The organism is Arthrobacter sp. efr-133-TYG-118, from assembly GCF_030209755.1.
Taxonomy (GTDB): Bacteria; Actinomycetota; Actinomycetes; order Actinomycetales; family Micrococcaceae; genus Arthrobacter.
In genome coordinates, this window is the sequence record NZ_JARVRH010000020.1 from 109,866 (window position 1) to 132,176 (window position 22,311).

At 64.4% G+C, this 22,311-nt stretch carries 20 protein-coding genes; 8 read left to right on the forward strand and 12 right to left on the reverse strand.

Annotated elements, in window-relative coordinates:
- Nucleotides 1–23: 23 nt before the first annotated feature.
- From QRN59_RS16630 to QRN59_RS16650, 5 genes are all read right to left on the reverse strand, one after another.
- Nucleotides 24–782, reverse strand: coding sequence for a CIS tube protein (locus QRN59_RS16630; protein WP_284983597.1), 759 nt, complete (start codon nucleotides 780–782; stop codon nucleotides 24–26).
- A 977-nt stretch (nucleotides 783–1,759) separates the two neighbouring features.
- A complete protein-coding gene (locus tag QRN59_RS16635; RefSeq protein ID WP_268020181.1) occupies nucleotides 1,760–2,251 on the reverse strand; it encodes a phage tail protein in 492 nt (163 codons plus the stop codon).
- A 1-nt stretch (nucleotide 2,252) separates the two neighbouring features.
- Nucleotides 2,253–3,545 carry a phage tail sheath family protein gene (locus tag QRN59_RS16640; RefSeq protein WP_284983598.1) on the reverse strand — a complete coding sequence of 431 codons (1,293 nt, stop codon included), beginning with the start codon at nucleotides 3,543–3,545 and terminating at the stop codon, nucleotides 2,253–2,255.
- Between the two features lie 12 nt (nucleotides 3,546–3,557).
- The gene (locus QRN59_RS16645) at nucleotides 3,558–4,253 is read right to left on the reverse strand and encodes a hypothetical protein (protein WP_284983599.1); all 696 of its coding nucleotides are present in this window, start codon (nucleotides 4,251–4,253) and stop codon (nucleotides 3,558–3,560) included.
- A gap of 17 nt (nucleotides 4,254–4,270) precedes the next feature.
- Nucleotides 4,271–4,807: a MarR family winged helix-turn-helix transcriptional regulator gene (locus QRN59_RS16650; protein ID WP_284983600.1), complete on the reverse strand. Its 537-nt coding sequence runs from the start codon at nucleotides 4,805–4,807 to the stop codon at nucleotides 4,271–4,273.
- Nucleotides 4,808–4,908: 101 nt separating this feature from the next.
- On the opposite strand from QRN59_RS16650, the gene QRN59_RS16655 reads away from it, so the two are divergent.
- The gene (locus QRN59_RS16655; protein ID WP_502871067.1) at nucleotides 4,909–7,053 is read left to right on the forward strand and encodes an MMPL family transporter; all 2,145 of its coding nucleotides are present in this window, start codon (nucleotides 4,909–4,911) and stop codon (nucleotides 7,051–7,053) included.
- 3 nt (nucleotides 7,054–7,056) lie between these two features.
- Here the strand turns inward: QRN59_RS16655 and QRN59_RS16660 are convergent, their stop codons facing one another.
- Nucleotides 7,057–7,992, reverse strand: coding sequence for an NAD-dependent epimerase/dehydratase family protein (locus QRN59_RS16660; RefSeq protein ID WP_284983601.1), 936 nt, complete (start codon nucleotides 7,990–7,992; stop codon nucleotides 7,057–7,059).
- A gap of 157 nt (nucleotides 7,993–8,149) precedes the next feature.
- On the opposite strand from QRN59_RS16660, the gene QRN59_RS16665 reads away from it, so the two are divergent.
- From QRN59_RS16665 to QRN59_RS16695, 7 genes are all read left to right on the forward strand, one after another.
- Nucleotides 8,150–8,875 carry a TetR/AcrR family transcriptional regulator gene (locus QRN59_RS16665; RefSeq protein WP_284983602.1) on the forward strand — a complete coding sequence of 242 codons (726 nt, stop codon included), beginning with the start codon at nucleotides 8,150–8,152 and terminating at the stop codon, nucleotides 8,873–8,875.
- 51 nt (nucleotides 8,876–8,926) lie between these two features.
- The gene (locus tag QRN59_RS16670; protein WP_284983603.1) at nucleotides 8,927–9,718 is read left to right on the forward strand and encodes an oxygenase MpaB family protein; all 792 of its coding nucleotides are present in this window, start codon (nucleotides 8,927–8,929) and stop codon (nucleotides 9,716–9,718) included.
- A gap of 7 nt (nucleotides 9,719–9,725) precedes the next feature.
- Complete coding sequence (locus QRN59_RS16675) at nucleotides 9,726–10,580, forward strand: DUF817 domain-containing protein (RefSeq protein ID WP_284983604.1); 855 nt, start codon at nucleotides 9,726–9,728, stop codon at nucleotides 10,578–10,580.
- 339 nt (nucleotides 10,581–10,919) lie between these two features.
- Nucleotides 10,920–12,785, forward strand: a complete 1,866-nt coding sequence (gene dnaK / locus QRN59_RS16680) for a molecular chaperone DnaK (RefSeq protein ID WP_284983605.1) — start codon at nucleotides 10,920–10,922, stop codon at nucleotides 12,783–12,785.
- Nucleotides 12,786–12,787: 2 nt separating this feature from the next.
- Nucleotides 12,788–13,471 (forward strand): nucleotide exchange factor GrpE, encoded by a 684-nt coding sequence (locus QRN59_RS16685; protein WP_284983606.1) that lies wholly within the window; start codon nucleotides 12,788–12,790, stop codon nucleotides 13,469–13,471.
- A 228-nt stretch (nucleotides 13,472–13,699) separates the two neighbouring features.
- Nucleotides 13,700–14,665 (forward strand): DnaJ C-terminal domain-containing protein, encoded by a 966-nt coding sequence (locus tag QRN59_RS16690; RefSeq protein ID WP_234751030.1) that lies wholly within the window; start codon nucleotides 13,700–13,702, stop codon nucleotides 14,663–14,665.
- Between the two features lie 28 nt (nucleotides 14,666–14,693).
- Nucleotides 14,694–15,116, forward strand: a complete 423-nt coding sequence (locus tag QRN59_RS16695; protein ID WP_234751031.1) for a heat shock protein transcriptional repressor HspR — start codon at nucleotides 14,694–14,696, stop codon at nucleotides 15,114–15,116.
- 4 nt (nucleotides 15,117–15,120) lie between these two features.
- Here the strand turns inward: QRN59_RS16695 and QRN59_RS16700 are convergent, their stop codons facing one another.
- Genes QRN59_RS16700 through QRN59_RS16725 form a run of 6 tightly spaced genes read right to left on the reverse strand, consistent with a single transcriptional unit; the run spans nucleotide 15,121 to nucleotide 22,141 of the window.
- A complete protein-coding gene (locus tag QRN59_RS16700) occupies nucleotides 15,121–15,756 on the reverse strand; it encodes a CG0192-related protein (protein WP_284983607.1) in 636 nt (211 codons plus the stop codon).
- A gap of 10 nt (nucleotides 15,757–15,766) precedes the next feature.
- Nucleotides 15,767–18,157 (reverse strand): bifunctional salicylyl-CoA 5-hydroxylase/oxidoreductase, encoded by a 2,391-nt coding sequence (locus QRN59_RS16705; RefSeq protein ID WP_284983608.1) that lies wholly within the window; start codon nucleotides 18,155–18,157, stop codon nucleotides 15,767–15,769.
- Between the two features lie 14 nt (nucleotides 18,158–18,171).
- Nucleotides 18,172–19,830 (reverse strand): AMP-binding protein, encoded by a 1,659-nt coding sequence (locus QRN59_RS16710; protein WP_284983609.1) that lies wholly within the window; start codon nucleotides 19,828–19,830, stop codon nucleotides 18,172–18,174.
- Nucleotides 19,831–19,871: 41 nt separating this feature from the next.
- Complete coding sequence (locus tag QRN59_RS16715; protein ID WP_284983624.1) at nucleotides 19,872–20,762, reverse strand: acyl-CoA thioesterase; 891 nt, start codon at nucleotides 20,760–20,762, stop codon at nucleotides 19,872–19,874.
- Nucleotides 20,763–20,767: 5 nt separating this feature from the next.
- Nucleotides 20,768–21,250, reverse strand: coding sequence for a cupin domain-containing protein (locus QRN59_RS16720; protein WP_284983610.1), 483 nt, complete (start codon nucleotides 21,248–21,250; stop codon nucleotides 20,768–20,770).
- Nucleotides 21,251–21,283: 33 nt separating this feature from the next.
- Nucleotides 21,284–22,141, reverse strand: coding sequence for a fumarylacetoacetate hydrolase family protein (locus QRN59_RS16725; RefSeq protein WP_284983611.1), 858 nt, complete (start codon nucleotides 22,139–22,141; stop codon nucleotides 21,284–21,286).
- Nucleotides 22,142–22,311 lie beyond the last annotated feature (170 nt).

Here is a 22,311-nt window from a genome sequence, read left to right on the forward strand (position 1 = left end):
GGCTGGGCCTTTCGCGGGGCGCCTCATGGTGCCTCGCCAACCGGGGGAACGGCGAGGGGGCCGTTGAAGTGGGCGGGATCGTCGATGTTGTTGTACTCCAGCAGCATCTTCCACAGCAGCGGCGTGCCAAAGGCGGCCAGGCTGAGGCGCCCCAACTCACCCGGAGGAACCTCCGGAAGCAGCTCGCCGCCGTCGGGCGCTGTCGCGTCCCTGTCTGTGCTGCCGTCGCCGCCCACTGCGAGGGTATCCACCGGCGGCGCGGTCAGGTCAACGGCCGGCAGTCGCTGGGCGAGCTCGTAGTTCTCGCCACCTTCCTCGTCAGCGCTCTGCCCGACCCGCACGAACACCATGCGCATCCATGAGCGCAAGGGGGAGCCGTCCGGAGAAAAGCGGTCGAAGCGCTCCGCCACTTCGGTCACGATGCCGGGCACGTTCCACGCCCGCCCCCACACGAACCTGACCGACGGCGGCCGGCGTTGCCTCTCCACCTCAGCCGAATTCTCCGCGAGTGCCCAGATGGGCCGCGTCATCTGGCGCACGTCCTGGACATGAAGCGACGCCGGCGCGAGGTCGACGTCGAACAGGAGATCCAAGCGAAGCTCCGTGTGCCCGCCGCCAGTGAAGAGCAAGGGATCGTCCGCGAGGCCCGTTCCCGTCAGCTTGCCGCCCGCCGAGCGCCGCGGCTCCACACCGGCCGCCCGTGACATCACCACCGTCTCCGGATTGAGCAGGCAGCCAAGGTGTTCCCCGGTGTCCTCGATCAGGAAAGCGACCCGTTCCATGTCAGACCGCCAAATGTTCGTTGCTCAGCCGGGCGGCGCGGGCCATCGCTGCTGTTGCTGCCCCTGATGTTTCCTCCGAGGGCTGCCGTGGGGGGCGCGGGGCCAATTCCGGCCAGTTTCCGGTTGTTGGTGCAGCCGGGGTGCGGTCCGGAATCGCGCTCGGGTGGCCTTGGCGTTCTGGGCGAGAGAGTTCTCGACGAGGGCGTTCCGAGCGGACGACGGCGGCGGGCGCCGCTTCGGGGGACTGGTGCTGTGGCGTTGTGGCCCGCTGAATCATGGGGGCGCTTGGTGGGCTGGCGTTTAGTGGGCTGGTCTTCTTTGCACTGGCTGGGGGTTCTTGGTATCGCACTGCTTGTTCGGTTGCGGACAATTCGGTGGAGTTGACCGGCGGAATTCCACGAAGTCTCAGGACCGGGAGTGTCGATTGGGCGTGCCGGGATATGGCCTCCACTACGGGGGCTGCCGGTGTTTCGACCGTCTCTTCGCCTGTGGTGGCTGCCGCCGTCGGAAGGGGTAGGCCCGAAAAGGTCGCTGCGGTTCTGATGGCACGGTCTGGTGGGGAGCCTGCGGAGGGCGGCCTCTGGAGTCCCTTGCCCAGCGTCAAGCTGGGGAGCAACCGGGGAGGGGACCCAAGGACGTTGTTCCCGAGTGGGCTTGCAGGCCAAGTCTCCCTGACGATACCGGGGCGGGACTCGTTGTGATGTGAGCGGGGGTTGGGGGTGGTGGGGGTTGTTTGTGAGCGGGGGTTGGGGGTGGTGGGGACGAGGCCGGCGTCGCGCAGCAATTGGACCCAATGTTCCGGTGCGCCGGATATGTCCATCCTGCGCACCGGCGTCGGGCGCTTCGTTCCAACCCCGCGCTCCGTTCCAACTACTCCCGCGGGCCGATCACCAGCCGCGGCGTCAGGGCGCAGCGGCGGTTCGAGTCTTTCCGCGAGTTCCCGCAGCCGCCGCGCCGCCGAACGGCGCCACTTCCCATCAAGCCACGGGAGCGCGGGCATCATCGAGCTCCAAGCGGTCGTACGCGATGCTGAGGGATTCGATGGCCAGGTCCTTGCCGAGGGCATCCAAGGGGGCCCCGAACCAGTCGCACGGCCAGGCGCCCAGCAAATTCCAGCGGCGGACTTCCACGGAGCCTGCGTCGTTGAGCATGGCTATGGAGACGTTGCGGCGCTCCACATGGCCGTCCACGGCTTTGAAGAGCCATTGGAGCATTTCGGTGGAGTCGGTCAGTCCGTAGCGGAGCGTCACCGGGGTGTATTCGACCTGTCCCGGAATGACCCGGACCGTGCTGTTCTCGCCGCCGGAGCGGTATAGGATGCGGTCGATTTTCAGCCCGAGTCCTTCGACCTTGGTGAAATGTCCTTGGACCACGCCTTGGATGACGAGCTTGAAGTTGTAGGCGCGGTAGGGATCCACCACGTTTCCAGGCTGGGCAGCAGGGGCGGGGGTGCTTGGCTGCGTGCTCATTTCAGGCTCCTGCGCTCTCTGTCTCGCTAGTGTTTTCCGCCGATTGCATGAGCTTGAAGATCACGAACTCGGCGGGTTTGACGGGCGCGATGCCGATCAACGTGACAACCTGCCCGGCATCCCGGACTTCGGGCGGGTTGGTCTCTTCGTCGCACTTCACAAAGAAGGCCTGTTGAGGAGTAGTCCCCAACAGGGCCCCGTCTCGCCACACATTGGTCAGGAATGCGCCGATGTCGCGGCGGATGGACTTCCACAAGGTGTGGTCGTTGGGTTCAAAGACCACCCAGCGCGTGCCGTCGGCTACGGATTCCTTGATCATGTTGGTCAACCTGCGGACGTTGACGTAGCGGTACTCACTCGCCTCGGGAGCCTTGGTCCGGGCGCCCCAGATGCGGATCCCCTCGCCGGGGAAATAGCGGATGCAATTGACTCCGGCGGGGTTCAGCACTTCCTGTTCGCCGCGGCTGACCCGCCGGACAAGGTCCAGGGCCCCTTGGATGGGTTCGTTGGCCGGGGCCTTGTGGACGCCGCGCGTCGCATCCACGCGCGCCCATACCCCGGCGACATGGCCCGACGGCGGTTGGGTCACTTTTTTGCCGGACACCGGGTCCGTCATCACAATCCACGGGAAGTACAACGCTGTGTAGCCGCCCGGAGACTGGGGAGCGCCGAGTGCGTCCTCGCCCATGGCCCTGGGTGGGCCAGGCTTGCGGTCGTCAGCCGTGCCGGCATCAGCCCGGTCATCGTCGGTCTTACCCTCCTCCGCTTTCGAATCGGTGGACTTCGGAGCGTCCGGCACGCCGGACGTGGCCGCCCGGGTGAGGGCTCCGACGTCGTCCACTTTCTCCGGAGTATCCATGATCGCCATGCGGTCCTGCCGCAAGGGATGCTCCACGTGGGCCTGCAACGTGGCGTAAGCGTCGGCGTCGGCGAATCCAGGGGCCGCCACCATGGAGATGTCGTCGATCGCCTCGAACAAGGTCACCCCGGTTGGCTTCGCGGCGGTGCCGGTGAGGCTGCCGCCGGTACCGATGTTGACCACGTAGCAGCGGCTGCCGCCGTTGGCGAAGAACCCGAAGACGGCGTTGGACAGTGGCGTTCCCTGCGTGGCTTTGCCGACGTACTGGTCGACGAACTGGGTCCAGTTGTCCAGCACCCTCGCCTCATCGGGGTACGCCAAGGGGTCCGGGGAAACTCCCACAAAGCCCGCAATGCTAGTGCTGACCTGGCCGATCGAGCGCGCGCCGCTGGGCACTTCCTGTACATACACTCCCGGCGCCTGGTAATTCGCCATGGGTGCTCCCTTTCACTCCCACCGGATGATGACCGGCAGGCTGCTCGTGTCTGCTGAGACTTCACGTTCAGTGCCGCGGACTGCCACGACAAAGTGCTGGAGTTCGTCCGCCGAGGCCAGTACCTCGAAATGGCCGGTGGGATCGCTCACGACGGCGGTGACGGACGAATGCGGGCGGATGTAGGCATCCGGGATGCCTTTGTTGTGGACGTCGACCAGCCGGCCATGGATCCGGCGGGCCACGGTGGTCGTGGCGACGAGGGGCTCGGTGACCGGCGGGCCGAAAGGCTCGTCGAGACGTATCCCCACGGGGATGCGGATCAGGAAACCGAGGCCTTGGCGGATGCCGGCATCGTATTCGTCGGGCTGGAACTCCCCGCTGGAGACCACCGAGTACTGGGTGTTTTGCTCGACCGCAATCAGGAGTTTCTCCATGTTGTCCAGTTGCGTGGGGCCGTGGCATTCCACCGCCACTTTCAGCTCAAGGTCCAGCAGGGGGCCTTCCCTCCTGGAGCGGCCCACCCTGTTCATGGCGACGGCGTGGACCGTGACAGGTGCGTCGGTGGATTGACCGGTAGGTGGTTCGGAGCCGTCATCGAAGCGGACACGCTCGGGCGAAACGGCGTCGGAAAGTACTCCGAGGAGCTCGGTCAACGATGATCTCACAACACCCACGGTGACACCCCAGTCCACAAAGTGGTCCAGCATAGCCGACGTGCTCTACGTTACTCCCGCACTGCCCTGTGAGTCACTGGGACCTCAGGAATAACTCCATTCGATGGTTCGCCTTTTCGCGTGACGTCACTTCTGGCCTGTGTGGTGGCCTCGATGACGCCCTGCATGAAAGTCATGACTATGCGGAGTTCGTCCGGCGAAAGTGCGTCAATTACCGGGGCGATGGCGCCTGCCAAGGGCGAAAACAATGCGCTGCCCGTAGCGCGTGCCGAATCAGTCATCTCCAGATGAACCTGCCGACGGTCCTTTTCGCTGCGGCGGCGTGCCAGATGGCCCGCCCGGTCGAGCCGGTCCACAAGCGCCGTTGTTGCAGGCGAACTCAGGTTGAGTGCCGCCCTGAGCGCTCCGGGAGTCATGGTCTTGCCCTCCCGCGCGGCAGCCACCATGGCAGCCAAGGCATTCAGGTCCGTTCGATGGAGGTGGTGGCGGTTGCTGATGGCCTCCACATACCGCTCCGTTTCGACCGTGAACTGCTGGAGTAGCCCGAGGAGTACAGCCGCGGACCGGACGTGCTGATTGTCATCCATGAGGCCTCCTTCAGCCTCAAATTATCCCACCGAGGTGCCATTGACCAATTATCTCCATGATGGATATATTTTGCCATGGAAGTAATTGGAAAGGTGCAGGCATGATGGACAAGTCGTCTGGAACCGGCCGACGAAACAGTTCGCGGTTGTGGTTGGCGGTGGCGGTGCTATCCCTGGTTGTGTGGATGGCGATCGGCGGAATCGGCGGCCCTACCTTCGGGAAGCTCAGCGAGGTGTCAAGCAATGACCAGGCATCCTTCCTGCCGGCGAGCGCCGAATCCACCGAAGCCCGTGAATGGCAAAGCAAGTTCACTTCCAGCGGCAGTGTTCCCGCGGTGGTGCTGATCGAGTCTCCCGAGAAGCTTTCACCCGCTCAACTGGCCGGATTGCCGTCCCTCGGCACCCAGCTGTCCGCCGTCGTCGGGGTGAGCCAGTCGACGTCGACGCTTGGGCCGATTCCATCCACGGATGGCAAGGCGGCACAATTCATCATCCCGGTAGGCGATGGAAACGGGGTCAAAGGGAGCATCCACTCGCTTCGCGCAAAGGCGACGGGCTACGTAACCGACGCAGGGCTTCCCGCCGGAACAACCACTTACGTGACCGGACCGGCGGGCTTCATCGCTGATTTGGTGAGCGCTTTTGGCGGCATCGACGGGATATTGCTCTTCGCGGCACTCGGTGCTGTCTTGGTCATCTTGCTAGCCGTCTACCGATCCGTGGTGCTGCCTTTTGTGGTGCTGCTTACCGCCGTCTTCGCGCTTTGTGGTTCCATTCTGGTGGTCTTTGCCTTGGCGAAGTCGGGCGCAATGCAATTGACGGGACAAAGCCAAGGGATCCTGTCGATCCTGGTGGTCGGCTCTGCCACCGACTATGCCCTCCTCTTTGTAGCCCGTTACCGTGAGGCCTTGGGCCACTCCTCGAACAAGTGGTCGGCTTTGGGACGCGCGTACAAGGGCAGCTTTGGGGCCATCCTGGCATCCGGGACAACGGTCGCCTTGGCGTTGCTCTGCCTGCTCTTCTCCGAATTGAATTCGAACCGCGGACTGGGGCCCATCGGCGCAATCGGGATCGGCTTTTCAATGTTGGCCAGCCTCACGCTGCTTCCTGCGGCCCTTGGCTTGCTCGGCAGGTCCGCATTTTGGCCGCACACCCCGAGGAAAGCCGCGGCCAACTCCGACATTCCCCGGGTCTGGAGGCTCCTGGCAAGCATCATAGCCAAGCGGCCCGGGGCGGTATGGCTGGGCGCAGCTGCCGTTTTGGTGGTCTGCGCCTCGGGCCTACTGCAACTCCAAGCCAGCGGCGTTCCGCAGTCGGCACTCATACTGAGCAAATCCGAGGCAGTGGACGGCCAGGCGGCATTGGGCCGGCACTATCCCGCCGGTGCAGGAAGCCCTGTGGTGGTTGTCGCCGAGGAAAAGGCGGCAGCCGAGGTACTTGCCGAAGTCAAAGCCCAGGAAGGCATCTCGGACGCATCCGTAGTTGCCGCCCAGGGCGGCCCAAGCGTTCGCCCACTGACGGAATCCCCTACGGACACTGCCCCTTTGGTGCGGGACGGCCGGGTGCTGATCAACGCCACCCTGTCCTCGGAGGCAGATTCGGCGAAGGCCGAGCAGACCATCGCCACGCTCCGGCAGAAGCTGCATGACAAGGCGCCCGGGACCTTGGTCGGAGGAACCACCGCGACTGCCGCGGACACCAACGCCAGCGCGCAGTCTGATTTATGGCGCATCATCCCGATCGTTTTGGCCGTCATCCTGTTGGTGCTCATGGCACTGCTGCGGGCCGTCCTGGCGCCGCTATTGTTGATTGGCACGGTCGTGCTGTCCTATGCGGCAGCGTTGGGTGTCTCTGCTTGGGTGTTCAACCATGTATTTGGGTTCCCCGGAGCAGATGCCTCGGTTCCGCTTTTCGGTTTTGTCTTCCTCGTGGCCCTCGGCGTTGACTACAACATCTTCCTCATGACCCGTGTCCGGGAGGAGTCAACGCTCAAGGGAACCCGGGCCGGTATCTTGAAGGGGCTCGGTGCCACCGGAGGGGTGATTACTTCGGCCGGCGTCGTTCTGGCTGCAACCTTTGCCGCCCTGGGGGTCATTCCGATTCTCTTCCTTGCGCAGATCTCTTTTATTGTGGCGTTCGGGGTGCTGCTCGACACCACGATCGTGCGCTCGCTCTTGGTGCCTGCGTTGTCCTACGACATTGGCCGCCGGATTTGGTGGCCGGGACGTTTGGGGCGGATGTCATAGGGCTCAGGGGGCAGCCACGGTTTGCTGATCCCGCCACCAGGCCACTGTCGCCGCCACCGCCTCCACAAGCGGCGTCGGTTCCAGCCCGAGCTTGGCCTGGCTCGCGGTGGAGTCCATGACGAATGGCCGTTCGAACTGGTACAACATTTCGGCCAGCTCCCGCATGTCGGTGGAAAACAGGCCAAGGGTCCGGAGCAGCCAGCCTGGAACCACACTCAGCTTCGGCTCGGGAACGCCGGCCGACCGTGCGAAGTTTCCAGCGATTTCCCGCATGGTCATTGCCGGTCCTGAGGGGGCATGCAGTACCGAGTTCCAGAGTTCGGGTTTTTGGGCCGCGGCGATCATGGCTGCGGCGAGATCCGGGACGTAGGTGAAGGCGTGCGGCTGCCCGGCGCTTCCGAGAACCTGGACCGTCTTGCCTTTGAGGATCAGGGGGACCATGCGCTCGCCGGCGTGCGCCATGCGGGCTCGTGGCCCGAAGAAATCGCCCGCCACTACGCTGACGGTGTTCGCCGGGTGGTCTTGCCGGGCCTTCAGCAGGGCGGAGCGGATCCCGCGCTTGCCACCGGCCGCTTCGCGCGGGCTGCTTTCGGTGACGGTCTTGTCCGGCTCGCTGTAGGAGTAAAGGCTCTCAGGGAAGACGACGACGGCGCCCGCCGCCGCCGCGGCGTCCATTACCACTCGCTCTGCTCCGGGAAGCTCGGCCGCCCAGGCTTTGGCGCGGTAGGCGGAACCGTGGATGCAGTGGAAGACGGCCGCGGCGCCATCGAAGGCTTCCGCCAACTTGGCCGGGTCGGAGACATCCACGCGGAGCTTTTCGATCAGCGGGTGTTCCGGGCCGCTGCCTGAGCGTGTCAGGACGCGCACCTGTTCTCCGCGGTCCGCGAGTTGCTCGGCAATGGTCCATCCGACGGGGCCTGCTCCTGTGACGACATACATGGTATTGCTCGCTTTCTGGCTGGGGATCAAGTTCTCCGGTTCTAAACCTCATTCGAGAGCAGTGCTCTCTGAATTCAGGATGAGTTCTTTCGAATCCCTTGTCAAGAGCACTGCTCACATTTGTTGCCAGTGCTCTCTTTTGTGGCATGCTGGATGCATGGACCTCCCTCCCGCCGCAGCGGCCAAACAAACGACGCCCCGCGAGCGGGCCCGGGCCCAGACCGTCTCGGACATCATCCGGCTGGGCCGCCAGCACCTTGCCGTGCATGGCGCAGCGGGCTTGTCCCTGAGGGCTGTTGCGCGCGATCTCGGCGTGGTGTCCTCTGCTGTGTACCGTTACGTTGAGAGCCGCGACGAACTGCTGACCCTCCTGCTGATTGACGCATACGGCGAGCTGGGCGACGAAGTGGATGCCGCCGTCGACGCCCTCCCCGGGGACGACTACCGCGGCAGGTTCCTGGCGCTCGGGCGGGCCGTTCGTCAGTGGGCCCTGCGCGAGCCGGCAAGGTACGCCCTCCTGTTCGGCAGCCCTGTGCCCGGATACCAAGCGCCCGCCGAGCGCACCACCGAACCCGGAACGCGGGTGATCTACCGGATGGTGGGGATCTTCGACGCCGCCTACCGCGCAGGTGCCTTGGCCGCCGAAGTTGCGCCCGCCGTCGTCGTTCCTCCAGCCCTTGCCGCGGACCTGGCGGCCATCCGGGCCGAACTGGGCGTGGCCGTTCCCGAGCCTGCGTTGGCCAGGGGCGTGCTGGTCTGGACGTCGGTATTTGGTGCGGTCAGCTTCGAGGTATTCGGCCAGTACGGGGCTGATACCTTTGCCTCGCGCGACGAGTTGTTTGAGCACCAGCTCGAGGTTCTGCGCGGAATCGTAGGGCTGTAGCCGCCCGTGCAACCGTGCACGAGAGACGATGCGCGAAGGTACAGTGACTGCATGGCTCGCGGACTTGCTGACATCGGCGCGGAGGGCGTTTTGCTCGCCGGAGCAGGACGCGCCATCCTGATGCAGATCGCCAATCCCGCGGTCGGTCACGGCGTCGCCGAACACAGCAATTTCGCCGAGCGGCCACTGGACCGGCTGCGCGCCACCATGACGTACGTCTACGCCGTGGTCTATGGCTCGGACGAGCAATTGGCCGCGGTGCGCCGGGCTGTGAATCGTGCGCACGCCCCTGTTCGCCGGACGGCGGACGAGGGGTCGACGGGATACAACGCCTTTGACGCGCAATCCCAGCTCTGGGTTGTGGCGACGCTCTATGACACCGCCGTCACCGTTTACGAAAAGGTCCATGGAGCCCTCGACGACGACACTGCCGATCGTGTCTACCGGGAGTATGCGCGGATCGGGACAGCGTTGCAGCTTCCCGCCGAGCTCTGGCCCGCCGATCGCTCCGCCTTCGCGAGCTATTGGGATGAATCCGTGCGGAACCTCGAACCGGATGCATCTGCTTTGAGGGTGGCTCATGAGCTCCTGTACCCCGTGGGTGGGCCGTTCTTGATGCGGTTGAGCATGCCGTTGGTCCGGCTGCTTACGGCGGGCCTGCTGCCGGAGCAGCTTCGTGCGGGTTTCGGACTTCCTTGGAATGCCCGGCATCGGCGCAGCTTCGACGGCACCATGCGACTCTTGGCGGCGGCTTATCCAAGGCTGCCGGAAAAAGCCAGGCATTGGCCGAAGAACTATTACCTTGGCCGGCTTGGGCCGGGCGAGCTCGGCCCCGGAGAGTAGGGCGCAGGTGCGTGAGCTCACCGCGGTAGAGGAACTTATCGACGGGAGCGCGAGCCGCTTCCTGGGGAGTGCCCCGGTCCAAGGGCTTCGATCCAGGCTCGCTGAGTTCACCGTTTTCGGCCTCAAGCAGGCGTGGGCGTGCATCTTCGGCGCTTCGCTCCTTGCCGTCATTTTCGCTGCCCACCTCTGGTATCCAGCCAACGCCGGCCTCGCGAGGAACGATTTCCTGACGATCGCCGCCGTCGTCATCCAAATCCTGATGGTGGCCACGAGGCTGGAAACCTTGCGCGAGCTCAGGGTCATCGTGCTCTTCCACATGGTGGGAACGGTCATGGAATTGTTCAAGACCGACGTCGGCTCGTGGTCCTATGAAGCCGAGGGTGTCCTCCGCGTCGGCGCCGTTCCGCTCTTCAGTGGCTTCATGTACGCGGCGGTTGGCTCGTACATGGTGCGGGTTTACCGGGTTTTCGACCTGCGCTTCGCCAGGTATCCGCGGCGTTGGATCACTGCGGTCCTCGCTGCGGCCATCTATGTGAACTTCTTTTCGCACCACTACATCGTTGACGCCCGCTGGGTCCTGCTGGCCGCCGTCGTCGTGATCTATGGCCGGTGCGTCATGTACTTCCGGGTGTTTCGACGTCGGCTCCGGATGCCGCTGGTCCTGGCATTCCTGCTGGTGGCGCTCTTCATCTGGATTGCCGAGAACATCGCCACCTGGTCGCACGCTTGGCTGTATCCGAGCCAACTGGATGGCTGGCATTTGGTGTCCCCGGACAAGCTTGTCTCGTGGTTCCTCCTGATGATCATCTCGGTGGTGCTGGTGGCATGGGTCTACAAGCCGATGCCGCCTGCCTCCGCCTGACGGAACACCCGCCGTCGACATCGCCGGAACGCTGCGGAGTCGCCGGAGCGCCCACGCGAACTGGCACTGTTCCCGCGAGTTCGACGTCGGCGCTCAACCGGCGTTCTCCCACGGCGAAATCGGCCATAATTCCCCGTGTTGCCGGGGTTTCTTGACCCTCAGTGGGCGTAGTTGAGCGTACTCGACTCAACTTTGGATTGACATTGAATGAGGGCTGAGTACAGTTGAGTGCAGAACGCTCAACTAGCCGAAGGTTGAGTGCTCCCCGCCCTCCAAGCCCTCCGTGGGTATCGGAATCGGGTGAAATCTCCATCGTCGGCCATTGAAAGGAAGCAACATATGTCACGCGCTGTAGGTATCGACCTCGGAACCACTAACTCCGTCGTCTCTGTTCTCGAAGGTGGCGAGCCCACCGTCATTGCCAACGCCGAGGGTGGCCGCACCACGCCGTCGGTCGTTGCATTCTCCAAGTCCGGTGAAGTCCTGGTTGGCGAAATTGCCAAGCGCCAGGCCGTCAACAACATCGACCGCACCATCGCTTCCGTGAAGCGCCACATGGGCACCGACTGGTCCGTCGCCATTGACGACAAGAAGTACACGCCGCAGGAAATCTCCGCGCGTATCCTCATGAAGCTGAAGAACGACGCCGAGAGCTACCTCGGCGAAAAGGTCACCGACGCTGTCATCACCGTCCCGGCCTACTTCAACGACGCCGAGCGCCAGGCCACCAAGGAAGCCGGCGAAATCGCCGGCATGAACGTTCTCCGCATTGTCAACGAGCCCACCGCCGCCGCACTTGCCTACGGCCTGGACAAGGGCAAGGAAGACGAACTGATCCTGGTCTTCGACCTCGGCGGCGGAACGTTCGACGTCTCCCTGCTGGAGGTCGGCAAGGACGAAGACGGCTTCTCCACCATCCAGGTCCGCGCCACCGCCGGCGACAACCGCCTCGGCGGCGACGACTGGGACCAGCGCGTTGTTGACTACCTGCTGAACCAGCTCAAGGTCAAGGGCATCGACCTGTCCAAGGACAAGATCGCCTTGCAGCGTCTTCGCGAGGCTTCGGAGCAGGCCAAGAAGGAACTCTCCTCCTCCACCAGCACCAACGTCTCCCTCCAGTACCTCTCCGTCACCCCCGACGGCCCGGTCCACCTGGACGAGCAGCTGACCCGCGCCAAGTTCCAGGACCTCACCAAGGACCTGCTCGAGCGCACCAAGAAGCCGTTCCACGACGTCATCGCCGAGACCGGCATCAAGCTTTCCGAAATCGACCACATCGTGCTCGTGGGCGGTTCCACCCGTATGCCCGCCGTCTACGACCTCGTGAAGGAACTCGCCGGCGGCAAGGAGCCCAACAAGGGCGTCAACCCGGACGAAGTTGTTGCCGTTGGCGCAGCCCTGCAGGCCGGTGTGCTGAAGGGTGAGCGCAAGGACGTTCTCCTGATCGACGTGACCCCGCTGTCCCTCGGTATCGAAACCAAGGGCGGCGTCATGACGCACCTGATCGAGCGCAACACGGCCATCCCCACCAAGCGTTCCGAGACCTTCACCACCGCTGACGACAACCAGCCGTCCGTGGCCATCCAGGTCTTCCAGGGCGAGCGTGAATTCACCCGCGACAACAAGCCGCTGGGCACGTTCGAACTGACCGGCATCGCTCCGGCACCGCGCGGCGTCCCCCAGGTCGAGGTGACCTTCGACATCGACGCCAACGGCATTGTCCACGTCTCCGCCAAGGACAAGGGCACGGGCAAGGAGCAGTCGATGACCATCACCGGCGGCACCGCGCTGTCCAAGGAAGACATCGACCGCATGGTCCGTGAAGCCGAGGAGCACGCAGCCGAGGACAAGGCACGCCGCGAGGCTACCGACACCCGCAACACTGCCGAGCAGCTCGCCTACTCCGTGGACAAGCTCATCGCCGAAAACGACGACAAGCTGCCTGAAGAGGTCAAGACCGAGGTCAAGGCCGACGTCGACGCCCTCAAGAAGGCCCTCGAGGGCACCGACGATGCAGCAGTGAAGACCGCTTTCGAGAAGCTGCAGCACTCGCAGTCGAAGCTCGGCGAAGCGATCTACTCGCACGCCGGTTCCCCGGATGGGGCAAGCAGCGCCGCTGGTGCTGAAGGCGCTCCTGCCGGTGCCAAGGCTGCCGATGAGGACATCGTCGACGCCGAGATCATCGACGAAGACGAAAAGAAGTAAGCATGCCTCACCACGGCAACGACGCAGAGCACTCACCTTCCAACAACGAGGGCAAGCACGACGAGCGTGAAGGAGCCGGTCAGCAGAAGCCGGTCATCCGGGACAACCGCAAGGTTGACCCGGAGACCGGGGCCGCACGCCACCCGCAAGGATCGGCAGCTGATTCCAACGCCGCTGCCGCCGAGGGCGACGCCTTGTCCCAGGCTGAGGAAATCCTCAACGGCATGGAGGTTCCGGCTGAAGAGTCGGTAGCCCCCGGTGCCGCTGCAGAAGCAGAGGCCGCGGAACTCCGCAACGACCTCCTGCGCCTGCAGGCTGAGTACGTCAACTACCGCAAGCGTGTCGAACGCGACCGCGCCGTCGCAGGGGAAATGGCCGTCATCGGCGTCCTGAACTCCCTGCTGCCGGTGCTGGACGACGTCGACGCCGCCCGCCAGCACGGCGATCTCGTCGACGGCCCGTTCGCCGCGATCGCCGCCAAGCTGGAGAACGCGCTGAAGACGTACGGCTTGGAGCGCATCGCGGAAACCGGAGTCGACTTCGACCCCACGATCCACGAAGCGCTCATCCAGCAGCCGGGCGAGGACATCGAAGTAGACACCGTCAGCCAAGTGCTGCGCTCCGGCTACCGGTCCGGTGACCGCGTGCTGCGTGCGGCACAGGTGATTGTGGCTGTGCCGGCTTAGACGGTGTTACCGCCTCACCGTGCCTTCGCGGATGAGGGGGCCCCGCCCCTACGCGTGGCGGCCAAGTCCTACGGACTTTCGCCGCCACGCTCCGGCAGGCCCGATGCCACTCCCGGGCCCCCTCATCCGCTACGGCTCAAGCGGTCGTCTCGCCTAAGGCTTGTCTCACCTAAGGTGGGATGAGCGTAGCGCACGCAACCGAACACAGAAACGAAAGAGAGAAGCCGAGTGGCCAGCCAGGACTGGGTTGAGAAGGATTTTTACGCCATCCTTGGTGTCGCCAAGGACGCCTCTGACGCTGATATTAAGAAGGCGTACCGCAAGCTTGCGCGGAAGTACCATCCGGACACCAATTCCGGGGATGCTACTGCGGAAAAGAAGTTCAAGGACATCTCGGAGGCCTATTCAGTACTCTCGGATGCCGAGGAGCGCCAGCAGTACGATGCTATTCGCGCCATGGGTGGGGCACGCTTTGCTCCGGGGGCAGCTCGCGGGGGGCCGGCCAATGGCGGCTTCGAGGACCTGTTCGGCGGGCTTTTCGGCGGCGGAGCACGCCAGCCTGCAGGGGCCGGGGGTATCCCGCCGGAGTTCGCTGACCTGTTTGGCGGCGGCTTCGGCGGTGGACAGACCGGTTTCCAGCGCGCCCCCCAAAAAGGCAGCGACCGCACGGCGTCGACCTCAATTTCCTTTGCCGGCTCCATTCACGGCACCACAGTGAGCCTGCGCGAAAGCAACGGCAACGTCATCGACGTGAAGATTCCCGCGGGGATCAGGGACGGCCAGAAGGTCCGCCAGCGCGGCAAGGGCAACCCCGGCGCAGCTGGCAACGGGGACCTCATCATCACGGTGAACGTCAAGCCCCACGATTTCTTTAACCGCGACGGCGACAACATCCGCATCCACGTGCCGGTCACCTTCGCAGAGGCCGCCTTGGGTTCCAACATCCACGTGCCAACGCTCGACGGCGACACCGTCACCGTCCGCGTCCCGGCCGGCACCCCTTCCGGCCGCACGCTCCGGGTCAAGGGTCGCGGCGTCAAGACATCGAAGGCCACCGGAGACCTGCTGGTGACGATCGACGTCTCCGTCCCGCAGAACCTCAACAAGGAGGCCGAGGAGGCCGTCAAGGCATTCGCCGCGGCCACGGCCGATGCCGATCCTCGCCACGACTTGGCCGCCAAGGCCCGCTTGTAGCGGCAGAACACACGGGAGGGACGTAGGCATGGGCATAGACATCAACCAGCCGATCTTCGTCATCTCCGTCGCGGCCGAACTGGCTGACATGCACCCGCAGACCCTGCGCCAGTACGACCGCCTCGGCATCGTGTCGCCGAGTCGCGCCCCGGGCAAGTCCCGGCGTTACTCCCAACGGGACATCGACCGCTTGCGCGAGGTCCAGCGGCTCTCCCACGAGGGCGTGTCCCTCGAGGGCATTAAACGCATCCTCGAGCTCGAAAACCAAGTGGCCGCGCTGCAGTTCCGCGTGGCCGAGTTGAGCGAGGAATTGCAACGCCGGCGGAGTCCGATGGAGGCCCGTATTTTCGCTGCAGGAGCAGCGGGCGACGTCGTCAGCCTGGCCCGCGGGCAGCGCCCCCGGGCGCGGTCCCAGGCAGTTGTGGTGTGGCGACCGCGTCCGGGGGAGTAGTCCTCTATTCCTGCGAGAGGGAAGCCAGCAACACCGGCGCCTCTTGCCCGGTCCACGTACCCCGCAGGGCAGGTGAATTTTCCGGACCCGGTGTCGCCGGATCCAGGACACGATTCACCAGCAGCGTGAGCTCACCGGCGTCGATGCTGGTGACGCTGTCGTCGGTGACCGGGGCTCCCGGGGTCACCGAAGGGACTTCGCTACCGGGGGCTCCACTGCCCTTGACCTTGACGGAGCTGGCGCGCGGCTCCAGGGCGCCGTCGACCTCCACGAATTGTCGGGCTTCCTCTTGTCCAGTGAGGATGGCGGTGGCCAGGGCAGCTACGTAGGCGGGATCGGCGCAGGCGTCGTACACCCACCTCCTGCCCAGCACGGAGTGTTCCATGGTGCCGAGCAGCCAGTCCTGCGCACCGGTCAATTCCGAACCCCGGTAGCTCAGGGGAACCTGATAGACCTTGCCGCCGTGGGAGAGCAGATGGGTCTCTAGGCCCACTTCGCCGTCCGGATCATCGAAGCGGTACGCACCGAGCAGCCCGGGCGGCGCGGAGTCATCCTTGGTGAACCACGGCTGGGCGGGCAAATACCTTTCGATGAGCTCAAGTTTGCTGGGACTCAGGGTTGCTCGATGGATGATAGCCATGCAGTCCAGCCTAGTTGGCCAGTGCGGGCGCGGAGACTGCTCTCGGGGTCCAACGCAGGTGCGTGTTGTCGGCGTCGGACTCGCGCTCTTTCAAGAGTGAAAGCCTGGGCCTAACGGCATCCGTGCGGGAACTTGGCGGTTTGCGTCGGCCAGCCCGGAACTGCGGCACCCACTGCGCCCCGGGGCCTTGGTATTCCTGCTCGGCTGCGGCGTGCAGGGTCCACTGCGGGTCGTACAGGTGCGTCCGGCCCAGGGCCACGAGGTCTGCCCTGCCCGCAAGCAGGACGGAATTGACGTCGTCGTATGTGGAAATGGCACCAACGGCGATCACAGCCACACCTGCCGGGGCGGCAACTTCCTGGCGGATGCGGTCGGCGAACGGCGTCTGGTAGCTGCGGCCGAAAGCCGGTTGTTCCTCCTTGGCGACCTGCCCGGTGGAGACGTCGATGCCCGCGGCGCCATGGGCCACGAATGCGCGCGCGATGTCGAGCGAGTCGTCAGAGGTGTTGCCGCCTTCGATCCAGTCCGTCGCGGAGATGCGTACCGTCACAGGCTTGCTGGCAGGCCACGCCGCACGGACGGCGTCGAACACCTCCAGGGGGAACCGCAGGCGGTTCTCCAGGCTGCCACCGTACTCGTCCGTCCGGCGGTTGGACACGGGCGAGAGGAACGAGGAAAGCAGGTAGCCGTGGGCGGCATGGACCTCAAGGAGGTCGAAGCCTGCCTCTTCGGCACGGAGGGCCGCGGCGACGAACTCTTCCTTGATGGCGGCCATTCCTGCGCGGTCGAGTTCCACAGGCGTCTGGTTGCCGGGACCGTATGGCAGGGCTGTCGGTCCAACAGCCTGCCAGTTGCCGGATGCGAGCGGTTCGTCGATGCCTTCCCACATCAGCCGCGTGGAGCCTTTGCGGCCGGAATGACCCAGCTGTGCGCCGATCTTGGCCGTCGAACGCGCATGGACGAAGTCCACGATTTCCTTCCAACTGTCGCGCTGTGTGTCCGTGTACAGGCCGGTGCAGCCGGGGGTGATCCGCCCGGTCTTGGAAACACACACCATTTCGGTCATGACCAATCCGGCGCCGCCGAGTGCCTTGGAACCGAGGTGCACTTTGTGGAAGTCGCCCGGGACGCCATCCACCGCGGAGTACATGTCCATGGGGGAGACCACAATGCGGTTCTTGAGCTCCAGTCCGCCGATCCGGAACGGTTGGAACATGGCCGGGGCAGTCTCCGTGAGTCCTTGGGACTCGGCGAAGTTGCGGTCCACGGCGTCGGCGAATTCCGGGTCGCGCAGCCGCAGGTTTTCCTGAGTGATGCGGCGGCTCCGGGTGAGGAGGTTGAAAGCGAACTGCGTCGGGTCCTGCCCCTTGTATTGGGCGATCCGCTCGAACCATTCAAGCGAAGCCTGGGCGGCACGCTGGGTGGAAGCGACAACCGGACGACGCTCCGTTTCATAGGCAGACAACGCCGACTCCACATCCGCGTGCTCGTGCAGGCATGCGGCAAGTGCCAGGGAGTCCTCCATGGCCAGTTTGGTTCCGGAACCGATGGAGAAGTGCGCGGTATGAGCCGCATCGCCGAGCAACACGACATTGCCATGGCGCCAGCTCTCGTTACGCACGGTGGTGAAGTTGATCCACTTGGAGTTGTTGGACAGGACCTCGTAGCCGTCGAGCTCCTCCGCGAAGATGGAACGGATCTTGCTGATCGCCTTCTCGTCGGACACCCCGGGAGGGAAGATGTCGGCAGCGGTCTCGTCGAAGCCGGCAGCCCGCCACACGTCCTCGTGCATCTCGACAATGAACGTGGATCCTTCGTCGGAATACGGGTAGCCATGGATCTGCATGACGCCCCATTCTGTTTCCTTGACGAAGAACTTGAACGCCTCGAACACTTGGTCCGTACCGAGCCACATGAATTTGTTGGGCCGCAGATCCAGGCTCGGAGCGAAGGAGTCCGCGTACTTCGCGCGGATCTGGGAGTTGATGCCATCCGCTGCGAGGACCAGGTCATAGTTGGCCTCAAGCTCTTCCACCGGCGGCGCAAGGGTCTGGAAACGCAGGTCGACGCCGAGCTCGGCACACCGGCGCTGAAGCAGTTCCAGCAGTTCCTTGCGACTCATGGCCGCAAAGCCCTGGCCGCCCACCGTCACCGTTTCGCCGCCGAAGTGGATGTCGATGTCGGACCAGCGGGCGAAGCGCCGGCTCATGTATTCGGCCACGACAGGGTCGGCGTTGCCGATGCCGCCGAGAGTCTCATCGGAAAATACGACGCCGAAACCGAAGGTGTCACTGGCAGCGTTTCGTTCCCAGAGGGTGATCTTGTGTGACGGGTCGAGTTGCTTCATCAATGCCGCGAAGTACAGGCCGCCGGGGCCGCCTCCTACGATTGCGATTTTCATTCTTTTGCTCCTTCTCAGGCCTGGCCCAAGCCTGCGCCGGCAAGCTGTTCGGGGTCGTTGTCGATACGGTCGCGCAGCTTGAAATGCTGCAGCTTGCCGCTGGGATTGCGGGGAAGTTCGTCAACGAACCGGATGTCCCGCGGGTACTTGTAGGGGGCGATCGTCCGTTTGACGAAGTCCTGTATTTCCTTGCGCTTCGCGTCATCGCCCCTGACGCCTTCGCGCAGGACGATGAACGCGCAGACGACGCTGCCGCGTGCCTCGTCGGGCCGGCCGATGACCGCGTTCTCCACCACGTCCGGGTGCAGGTCGATGGCGGTTTCCACCTCGGGGGCGCCGATGTTGTAGCCGGAGGAGACGATCATGTTGTCGGACCGGGCCTGATAGGTGAAGTACCCGTCCTCGTCTTTCGTGAACGTATCGCCGGTGATGTTCCAGCCGTTGACCACGTAGTTCGATTGCCGTGGGTCGTCCAGGTAGCGGCATCCGGTGGGGCCGATGACGGCGAGCCGGCCAAGCTGCCCGGGTCCTAGTTCCAGGCCCTCGTCGTCGAGGATGGCTGCCCTGTACCCGGGCACGGCCCGTCCGGTGGTGCCGGGCCGGATGTCGTCCCCGGACGCGGAAATGAAGACGTGCAAGAGTTCGGTAGCTCCGATGCCATTGACGAGCCGGAGACCGGTGGCCACCCGAACGGCTTCCCACGTTTCCTTGGGCAAGTGTTCGCCCGCCGAGACCGCTACGCGGAGCTTGCGGAGCAACGATCCGCGGCCTTCCTTGAGGATGGCCCGGTAAGCAGTGGGTGCGGTGAACAGGATGGTGGCCCCGGCAGCGGCGGCACTCTCAGCAAGTTCCACGGGGGTGGCCCGTTCGGTCAACAACGAGGATGCGCCGAAGCGCAGGGGGAAGACCACCAGCCCACCGAGGCCGAACGTGAAGGCGAGGGGTGGTGAACCGGCAAACACGTCGTCGGCGGTTGGCTGCAGAATATGGCGGGCAAAAGTGTCGGCGTTCGCGAGGATGTCCCTGTGGAAATGCATGGTGATCTTCGGCGTGCCCGTGGTGCCCGACGTCGGGCCGAGCAGCGCGACGTCGTCGGCGGAGGTCGGCACGGCAGCGAACTCGCCGCTCTTGGCGGCACAGCGGGACGCGAGGTCACCGGCGTCGTCGGATCCATAGGAGAGGACAACGGTGTCCTCGCCTACCGCCGCGAGCAGTTCGTCCATGAACCGGTGGTCGGAGATGGCTACGGTGGGACGCGTGAGGCTGATGATCGTGCCGACCTCGCTGGAACGCAGCATCGGCATGGTGGTGACAACGACGGCCCCGGCCTTGAGCACGCCAAGCCAGGCCGCGACAATCCAGGGATTGTTCGGACCGCGCAACATGACGCGGTTGCCAGGCACCACGCCCAGGTCCTCGGTGAGGACCTGGGCGACTTGGTTGGCGCGCCGCTGCAGCTCACCGTACGTCCAGACCGTGCCGTCGGGGGTAACCAGAGCGGCCCGCTCTGCACCATGGTTTGCGACGGCCTCGTCAATGAGCGCCGCTGCTGCGTTGAGCGTTGCCGGGTACTGGAGTTCCGGCAGGGTGAATTCGAGGGTCGGCCACGTGCCGGCCGGTGGCAAATGGTCGCGGGTGAAGGTGTCCACGTGGGCTGATCTCAACATTGTCATGGCCACTCCTTTCAGTAATACGGCGGATAAGTCGAAGGTGTTCAGGAGCCGGCGCGGATCATGCCTTCTTGGGCAACCGTTGCCAGCAGGCGTCCTTGCCTGTCAAAGAAACGGCCCGTGGCCAGCCCCCTGTTGCTTTGCCCGGACACGGCCTCTTGTGCGTACAGGACCCAGTCATCGACGCGGCCGTCCCGGTGGAACCACATGGAGTGGTCCAGGCTGGCCGTGGCGAGTCCGGGGCTGGACCAGTGGAGCCCGTTCACCCGGAGCAAAGGCTCGAGGATGGTGTAGTCGCAGACGTATGCCAGCGCGGCTCGGTGCAGATCTGCCGTCGCGTGTTCGTCACCGGCGTCGGGCAATTGCTCGAAGGCTTTCACCCAGATTGCTTGATGCGGCACAGAATCGCCTTCGACCTGCAGATATACCGGCCCGGGAATGTGTCGCATGTCGAAGCTGCGCTTCGAGGACCAGTACTCGGCAGCCGGTCCCTCGACCCCCTGTAGCACCTCGGCCGCACTGCGCAGGGATTCGGGTTCGACGGCGGTTGGCGCCAAAGGCTGGAACTCCGGACCGCCTTCGGGAACCTGGAAGGAACCCATCGCCGCGTACACGGTCTTGCCGTTTTGGTGTCCACGCACGCTGCGGGTCGAGTATCCACGGCCGTCGCGGAGGCGTTCGACCTCGTAGCGGACCGTGGCCCCGATCTCCACGGGGCGCATGAAGTAGCTGTGCATTGAGTGCAGCTGCCTGTCAGCGTCGACCGATCGCATCATCGCGGCCGCGGCCTGGGCCACCATGTCCCCTCCGTAGGCTTTGGGCCACGGAACGTACTGCGAGGTGGCTTCGTAGGCTTCGTCGTGAATCTGGGCGGGGACGGCTGTCAGCTCGATGGCTTTGAGGAACGTCTCCGAGGTCAGGATTCCAGTGGACATGTCCATCAGGCCCTGCGGAAGTCTGCGAGGGTCTCGTCGGCAACGTCTTCGAGGTTGACCACGAGGTTCTCCGGGGTGCGCGCGGTCAGCCACACGAGTTCTTCGGTGACTGACATGTTGGCCTCGACATGCGGCATGAACGGCGGGACGAATACCCAGTCGCCCGTCTTGATGTCGAGGAACTCGGAGTAGTTCTCGCCAAAGTAGATGCGGCCGTGGCCGCGGAGCACGTAGCCGCCGGTTTCCGCTTCGCCGTGGTGGTGCGGCAGGGAGCGGTAGCCGGGAACGTTGGAGACCTGCCCGAACCAGATCTTGGTGGCCGGTGTGTGCTGGATGCTGACGCCGGAGACGCGGACACAGTCGCCGGACTGGGCAGTGTTGGTATCTTCTTCACCGGCGCGGGTGACGACCGGCACCACCTTGCCGTCGGCCTGGGCGTAGATGGAGTTGTCGCCTTCGAGGCGGTAGTCGGTAGCGGTTGTGTTCATAGTGGTCACTCCTTTGAAGTGCTTGGTATTGGCTTAGACGTTGGCGGGGACGGGTGCGTGGATTCTGAATTGGTTTTCCAGCCTTCCGATGCCGTCGATTTCGGTGGTGAGGACGTCGCCGTCGTTCAGGAAGCGCGGCGGTGTCATACCCATCCCTACTCCGCCGGGCGTACCAGTCAGGACAAGGTCTCCGGGGCGCAGGATGGTGAACTGGGAGACGTAGGAAAGGAGTTTCGCCGGTCCGAACACCAAGGTGCTGGTGTTCCCGTGCTGCACGAGCTCACCGTTGACGTAGCCGCGGACCTCAAAGTCGCCGTCCGCTTCGTCCGCGGTCACCATGACCGGGCCTACCGGGGTCGTTCCGTCGAACGCCTTGCCTTGGAACCACTGCAGCGTGCGGTTCTGCCAGTCGCGCATGGAAACGTCGTTGGCGATTGTGTACCCGGCAATTGCCGCGCGGGCTTGGTCCTCGTCCGCGCGGAACAGCACGGAGCCGACCACGACGGCCAGCTCGGCTTCCCAGTCGACCTTCGCGCTGCCGTGGACATGGATGGTGTCAGCCGGCCCGACAAGGGTGTCCGCGTACTTCGCGAAGAGCGTGGGGTATTCCGGCAGTTCGCGGCCCATCTCCTGAATGTGGTCGCCGTAGTTCAGCCCGCAGCAGATGACTTTTCCGGCCCGTGGAAGCAGAGGTGCCAGCTCGCTGGCAGGTGCGGAAACGACTCCCGGTCCAGACGCTGCAACAAACGCTGCTTCCGCCAGGGCGCGCCAGCCCGGGACGTCGAGAAGTGCTCCGACGTCGTTGGCCGGCAGCGGTACGTAACTGTTCCCGCCCATAGCGAGCGCCGCCGTCGTGCTCCCGTCGGCTGTCCGTAAGGTGGCCAGCTTCATGCGTGTTGTCCCTTCGTGTGCTGTCGATTCCTACATTCATTCCGATGTGTCTTAAATCTAATGTGTCGACTTTTTTACGATCGTCACATATGCTCAACGTAGCACGGCGGGGAATGATCTGCACAGGGATTTTTTCGAACATGTCGCAGCCGCCACCAAGAGGAGGAGCA

Coding starts and splice junctions, on each gene's coding strand:
- QRN59_RS16660 (WP_284983601.1), bottom strand. CDS start 7,992: ATGTATGTCGTCACAGGAGCAGGCCCCGTCGGATGGACCATTGCCGAG.
- QRN59_RS16715 (WP_284983624.1), bottom strand. CDS start 20,762: ATGTCCACTGGAATCCTGACCTCGGAGACGTTCCTCAAAGCCATCGAG.
- QRN59_RS16710 (WP_284983609.1), bottom strand. CDS start 19,830: ATGACAATGTTGAGATCAGCCCACGTGGACACCTTCACCCGCGACCAT.
- QRN59_RS16645 (WP_284983599.1), bottom strand. CDS start 4,253: ATGCTGGACCACTTTGTGGACTGGGGTGTCACCGTGGGTGTTGTGAGA.
- QRN59_RS16670 (WP_284983603.1), top strand. CDS start 8,927: ATGGCTCGCGGACTTGCTGACATCGGCGCGGAGGGCGTTTTGCTCGCC.
- QRN59_RS16630 (WP_284983597.1), bottom strand. CDS start 782: ATGGAACGGGTCGCTTTCCTGATCGAGGACACCGGGGAACACCTTGGC.
- QRN59_RS16705 (WP_284983608.1), bottom strand. CDS start 18,157: ATGAAAATCGCAATCGTAGGAGGCGGCCCCGGCGGCCTGTACTTCGCG.
- QRN59_RS16720 (WP_284983610.1), bottom strand. CDS start 21,250: ATGAACACAACCGCTACCGACTACCGCCTCGAAGGCGACAACTCCATC.
- QRN59_RS16655 (WP_502871067.1), top strand. CDS start 4,909: ATGATGGACAAGTCGTCTGGAACCGGCCGACGAAACAGTTCGCGGTTG.
- QRN59_RS16665 (WP_284983602.1), top strand. CDS start 8,150: ATGGACCTCCCTCCCGCCGCAGCGGCCAAACAAACGACGCCCCGCGAG.
- QRN59_RS16635 (WP_268020181.1), bottom strand. CDS start 2,251: ATGAGCACGCAGCCAAGCACCCCCGCCCCTGCTGCCCAGCCTGGAAAC.
- QRN59_RS16640 (WP_284983598.1), bottom strand. CDS start 3,545: ATGGCGAATTACCAGGCGCCGGGAGTGTATGTACAGGAAGTGCCCAGC.
- dnaK (WP_284983605.1), top strand. CDS start 10,920: ATGTCACGCGCTGTAGGTATCGACCTCGGAACCACTAACTCCGTCGTC.
- QRN59_RS16725 (WP_284983611.1), bottom strand. CDS start 22,141: ATGAAGCTGGCCACCTTACGGACAGCCGACGGGAGCACGACGGCGGCG.
- QRN59_RS16685 (WP_284983606.1), top strand. CDS start 12,788: ATGCCTCACCACGGCAACGACGCAGAGCACTCACCTTCCAACAACGAG.
- QRN59_RS16700 (WP_284983607.1), bottom strand. CDS start 15,756: ATGGCTATCATCCATCGAGCAACCCTGAGTCCCAGCAAACTTGAGCTC.
- QRN59_RS16695 (WP_234751031.1), top strand. CDS start 14,694: ATGGGCATAGACATCAACCAGCCGATCTTCGTCATCTCCGTCGCGGCC.
- QRN59_RS16650 (WP_284983600.1), bottom strand. CDS start 4,807: ATGGATGACAATCAGCACGTCCGGTCCGCGGCTGTACTCCTCGGGCTA.